The 4,316-nt window shown below is 58.2% G+C and carries 6 protein-coding genes, 2 tRNA genes and 1 pseudogene; 5 read left to right on the forward strand and 4 right to left on the reverse strand.

Annotated elements, in window-relative coordinates; genetic code table 11:
- Positions 1-452 (forward strand): FAD-binding protein (locus AAAB35_RS10460; protein ID WP_340668218.1); only part of this gene is annotated, 452 nt, incomplete at its 5' end.
- A 2-nt stretch (positions 453-454) separates the two neighbouring features.
- Here the strand turns inward: AAAB35_RS10460 and AAAB35_RS10465 are convergent.
- Complete coding sequence (locus AAAB35_RS10465) at positions 455-865, reverse strand: helix-turn-helix domain-containing protein (RefSeq protein WP_340668219.1); 411 nt, start codon at positions 863-865, stop codon at positions 455-457.
- Positions 866-954: 89 nt separating this feature from the next.
- Here AAAB35_RS10465 and AAAB35_RS10470 point away from each other — a divergent pair, with 89 nt between their 5' ends.
- A complete protein-coding gene (locus AAAB35_RS10470) occupies positions 955-1,470 on the forward strand; it encodes a nuclear transport factor 2 family protein (protein WP_340668220.1) in 516 nt (171 codons plus the stop codon).
- Here AAAB35_RS10470 and AAAB35_RS10475 read toward each other — a convergent pair.
- The 3 genes from AAAB35_RS10475 to rlmB all read right to left on the reverse strand — a co-directional run bounded on the left by AAAB35_RS10475 (position 1,448) and on the right by rlmB (position 3,593).
- Positions 1,448-2,041, reverse strand: coding sequence for a YceI family protein (locus AAAB35_RS10475; RefSeq protein ID WP_340668221.1), 594 nt, complete (start codon positions 2,039-2,041; stop codon positions 1,448-1,450). The two genes, AAAB35_RS10470 and AAAB35_RS10475, sit on opposite strands and share 23 nt — an antisense overlap.
- A complete protein-coding gene (locus AAAB35_RS10480; RefSeq protein WP_340668222.1) occupies positions 2,038-2,637 on the reverse strand; it encodes a cytochrome b in 600 nt (199 codons plus the stop codon). The genes AAAB35_RS10475 and AAAB35_RS10480 overlap by 4 nt, the downstream gene beginning before the upstream one ends.
- Before the next feature lie 92 nt (positions 2,638-2,729).
- Entirely contained in the window at positions 2,730-3,593 is an 864-nt protein-coding gene (gene rlmB / locus AAAB35_RS10485; RefSeq protein WP_340668223.1) for a 23S rRNA (guanosine(2251)-2'-O)-methyltransferase RlmB, read from the reverse strand.
- Positions 3,594-3,833: 240 nt separating this feature from the next.
- On the opposite strand from rlmB, the gene AAAB35_RS10490 reads away from it, so the two are divergent.
- The 3 genes and pseudogenes from AAAB35_RS10490 to AAAB35_RS10500 form a co-directional block, all read left to right on the forward strand.
- Positions 3,834-3,918, forward strand: a tRNA-Tyr gene (locus tag AAAB35_RS10490).
- 24 nt (positions 3,919-3,942) lie between these two features.
- Positions 3,943-4,016: transfer RNA gene (locus AAAB35_RS10495), tRNA-Gly, on the forward strand.
- A gap of 235 nt (positions 4,017-4,251) precedes the next feature.
- Positions 4,252-4,316 (forward strand): annotated as a pseudogene (locus AAAB35_RS10500) (elongation factor Tu); the annotation flags it as partial.

Consider the following 4,316-nt stretch of genomic DNA (forward strand, 5'->3'; position numbering starts at 1 on the left):
ACCTTGTGCGGCGCATGAATGCCCTGACCGGCGACAATCTCATCGACGAATCGAAGTTGCGCGAGCAGATCGAGGCGCGTGACCGGGAGGTCGACAATCCCTTCACCAAGGACGTTCAGATCACGGCGATACGAGGTGCGCGGAACTACATCGGCGACAGGCTCGTGCGCGTGGTGCCGCCGCACAAGATTCTTGACCCGAAGCATGGCCCCCTGATCGCGGTGCGCCTCAACATTCTGACGCGTAAATCGCTTGGCGGGATAGAAACCGATCTCAGCGCAAGGGCGCTGAGGGCGGACGGCGAGGTCCTCCCGGGCGTCTATGCAGCGGGCGAGGCCGCCGGTTTTGGCGGCGGTGGGATGCACGGCTACAATTCGCTGGAAGGGACATTCCTCGGCGGATGCATCTTTTCCGGCCGCGCTGCAGGCAGGGCGGCCGCGAAGGCCGTGTAACTCTACGCCGGCCTGATGAGGCGCACCGGGGCCGACGGCTCATTGGCTTTGCGATTGTCCGCGACTTTGCTGCCATGCCGGATTGCCCAATCGGCGAGGGTTTCAAGGCTCGGCAACAGCGTTTCCCCCAATTCGGTCAAAGCATATTCCACGCGCGGCGGGACGGTCGGATAAACCGTCCGCCTCACCATGCCCGCTGTTTCGAAGTTGCGCAGATGTTTGGCAAGCTCCTTTGGCGTGATTTCACCGAGACGCCGTTGCAGATCAGCGTAGCGAATGGGCCCCGAGGCACCGCGCAGGGCGAAAAAAATCGGAACCGTCCATTTGGCGGCAATCAAATCGAGTGTTTCACGGATTAGCACGGGGCATTGCCCGAAGCACATTTCTTTCTCGCGCGGCGCAAAACTATCCATCTGGAAAGCTCCTATGCTTACGGTGCGTTCTTGTGTGTCAACGCCCAACTTGCCAATTCTCAGCCAAGCGAAAAACTCAGGAGGCTGATATGGCAATGGTTCCAACGCAAGGCAAGGCCCACTTTTTGGCGGTGCCGACCGAAGATTTCACCGCAATCGTCGATGCGCTCTATCGATTCGGTGCGGGACAGGATCTGCGCGACAGGCAACTGTTCGAATCGGCTTTCGCTGCTGACGCCGTGCTCGATTTCACCGCTGTTGCGGCAAAGCTTGGTGTGACAATCCCCGTGTTTGAAGGACGCCAAGCGATCGTCGACACCATCCTTACCACCACTGGAATCCTCGATACCACGCACAGCATCACGAATCCCCGCGTGAAGCACTACGATGGGAGCCGCGCAACCCTTTTTGCCTTGATTGAAGCTCAACATCTGCCGCGCGGCGATCACAGCCGTCATCTGCTTCTGAAGAATGTACTAGACGTCGATTTGGCAAGCGCCGGCGACCATTGGGTCATCGAACGCATGCACTTCGAGAATGCCTGGCGTGTCGGCGATGCGGACGTGCTCTTCAAGCCGAGCGTTACGAGCGCTGGCCCCGTATGACCATATCGAACTGGACGACGTTCGAATAAATCGGCGTGCCGACATCCATACCGTATCGCGAGCGCAACAATTTTCCCTGGACGCGGAAGGTTATGGTGTTGTTGCTATGGTCGGCGAGACTCGCCTCAAAGCTTGCCGGGTTACTCTTCCCCCGCGCCGTCAGGATGCCGGAAATCTGGGCCGTGTCGGACCCCGTCTGGGTGATCTGGGTCGATTTGAAGGTAATCGTCGGGAAGTTTGCCGAATCAAACACCGCATCAGACTTGAGGAAGCTTTCGACACGCGCCTGACCGGTCGAAACGCTTTCCGGGTATAATGTGAAGTCAATAACGGAACGACTGATATCGGAATTGTTCAGCGCAAAGACGCCGGAAAACTTCTTGAAATTGCCGGTAATTCCGCCGCCGCCCACCTGCGAAACGGAAAAGCCGACGCGGGAAGAGGGCTGGATCTTGTAGCGTCCGGCGACTTCGGAAAGCGTATCGGCGCTGACGGATGTCGGGGCGAGGGCAACGATTCCGGCTATTGCTGCACCGATCGCGGTAGATAGAAACACGCTTGTGGTTCTCATGATGTTTGATTCCGTCTGGTTGGGTGCCGGCCGCCGTTTCGCACGGCCCCTGGAGCCAGCATGCGCAGCAAAGTTGTATCCCTCTTCCAGAAATGATGGTGAAGCGCCGCCAGGATATGGACGCCAGCCACAGCGGCCGAGAGATAGGCAAGCCAGGCGTGGCTCGCTGACCAGAGCGCCTCAGCGCTGTCCGATATCGCAAGCGGCAACGATGGAATGACGATAAGATTGAACATGAATGTCGGTATCTGCAGCGGCGAGCTCGATGCGATCGCCCAACCGGTCAGCGGTACGATAAACAGACTGAGATAAAGGAAGGCGTGGGCGCTGTGGGCACCCACGCGCTCCAACCGGCTCAACGTCTCCGGATCACGCGGACGCAGACTGATTGATTTCCACGCCAGCCGCAGCGCAGACAGTCCCAGTACGAGGAAGCCGAAGGATTTGTGCCACTGATAGAGATTGAACTGGAGGGTGAAGTCGCTCACCCTCACCATCAGGTAGCCGAGCACAATCTGGCCGAGAAAGACGATCCCGATAATCCAATGAAACAGGATCGAAATCAGGCCGAACGAATCTTTGCTGTTGCGCAGCATAGGCGTACTCCATTCCGGACGACCCGATATTTGGACGACCGGAGCAGGATGAACACTGCTGATCCGTATTATATTCGAACGGGGCTTTGCCTTTAAGCAGAATCGCCGGCGAGAAAACGTTGGGCGGCATAGAGTGAAATCGCCGCCGCGTTGGAAACGTTGAGCGATTTGATCGCACCAGGCATATCGAGCCTGGCTAGGTGCGTCACAGTCTCGCGCGTCTTTTGCCGGAGGCCTTTACCCTCGGCGCCAAGGACTAGGGCAATACGGCCCTTCGCCATCGTTCTTTCGAGTTCGAGCGGCCCCTCAGAATCGAGCCCGATCGTCGTAAAGCCGAGGTTATGCAATTCGCCGATCGCTTCTGCGAGATTTCGCACCTCGATATGCGGGATGAGCTCGAGCGCGCCGGACGCTGCCTTCGCCAGAACCCCGGATTCCTGTGGACTGTGACGCGCCGTCGAAATGATCGCTCCGGCACCAAAAGCCACCGCCGATCGCATGATCGCTCCTACATTGTGCGGATCGGTCACCTGATCGAGAATCAACAGCAGCGAACTTTCCTGCAATGCTTTCAGGGATTGGGCCTTGAGCGGCTTCGCCTCGATCATTACACCCTGATGGACCGCCTCCGAGCCCGTCTCGCGGTCGATAGCGCGGGGATCGACAGTCTCGACATCGAAGGGAAGAGTGGACGTATCTTCGATTTCGAGCCGGTCCAGCGCGTTTTTCGTAACGAGCATGCGCTTGATCTGGCGAGCAGGATTGTCGAGGGCGGCGCGCACCGTGTGCAGCCCATACAGCCGCACAAGGCCTTCCGGGGCTTGTGAGCCTTCTGTCGCCCGACGCCGGCTTCGTTGCGCTTGCGGTGCGCCGCCCGCCTTCTGGTCGCGGAACTGGCGGCGCAGCGTTGCGTAATGGGAATCTTTGGGCGTTCGGGAAGGCTTTTGGTCGGTCATGGCCGGACATATACCCTTTTGGGCATTGGCGCGATACAGACATCTCGCCAAAATCGCGGGCTTTTGCCTGTGCGCGAGCACATTTCTTCAGCTTGTTTCCACAAGCCATTCATTTTCTGAAGTGAGCTGTTGACACCACGTGGGCTAGTCGGCATAAGGCCCTCCGCAAGCACCGGCCCGGGCAAATGCAGGCTGGCTGCTTGAGAGAGTGCTTATGGTGTGGTTCCATCGGCGATGACCGGAGGGGTGCCCGAGTGGTTAAAGGGGACGGACTGTAAATCCGTTAGCTTGGCTTACGTTGGTTCGAATCCAACCCCCTCCACCATCGCCGGAACCAACGCCATGATGTGCGGGTATAGCTCAGTGGTAGAGCAGCAGCCTTCCAAGCTGAATATGCGGGTTCGATTCCCGCTACCCGCTCCAGTTTCAGGAGCGCCCTATGTGCGTGCAAGCGCGCAGAGGTGCTCTTCGATTTTTGTCTTGAGCATTGTACCTCGCTCATGTGTTTTCCATATGAATGAGCAAGCTCGGACAGAACCCCGGTCGGTCGTAAAGCGACCGGATGGGCGAATGTGCTGACGGACGGCTTGCTGTCCCGTCTGAGCTACAAACATGGTACCGGCGCAAGGCCGGTTGTGATGACGAGAGAACGACAGCTATGGCTAAGAGCAAGTTTGAACGTAACAAGCCGCACGTCAACATTGGCACGATTGGTCACGTTGA

This window comes from Phyllobacterium sp. (assembly GCF_037994425.1).
Classification (GTDB): domain Bacteria; phylum Pseudomonadota; class Alphaproteobacteria; order Rhizobiales; family Rhizobiaceae; genus Phyllobacterium.

Coding starts and splice junctions, on each gene's coding strand:
- AAAB35_RS10465 (WP_340668219.1), bottom strand. CDS start 865: ATGGATAGTTTTGCGCCGCGCGAGAAAGAAATGTGCTTCGGGCAATGC.
- AAAB35_RS10470 (WP_340668220.1), top strand. CDS start 955: ATGGCAATGGTTCCAACGCAAGGCAAGGCCCACTTTTTGGCGGTGCCG.
- AAAB35_RS10475 (WP_340668221.1), bottom strand. CDS start 2,041: ATGAGAACCACAAGCGTGTTTCTATCTACCGCGATCGGTGCAGCAATA.
- AAAB35_RS10480 (WP_340668222.1), bottom strand. CDS start 2,637: ATGCTGCGCAACAGCAAAGATTCGTTCGGCCTGATTTCGATCCTGTTT.
- rlmB (WP_340668223.1), bottom strand. CDS start 3,593: ATGACCGACCAAAAGCCTTCCCGAACGCCCAAAGATTCCCATTACGCA.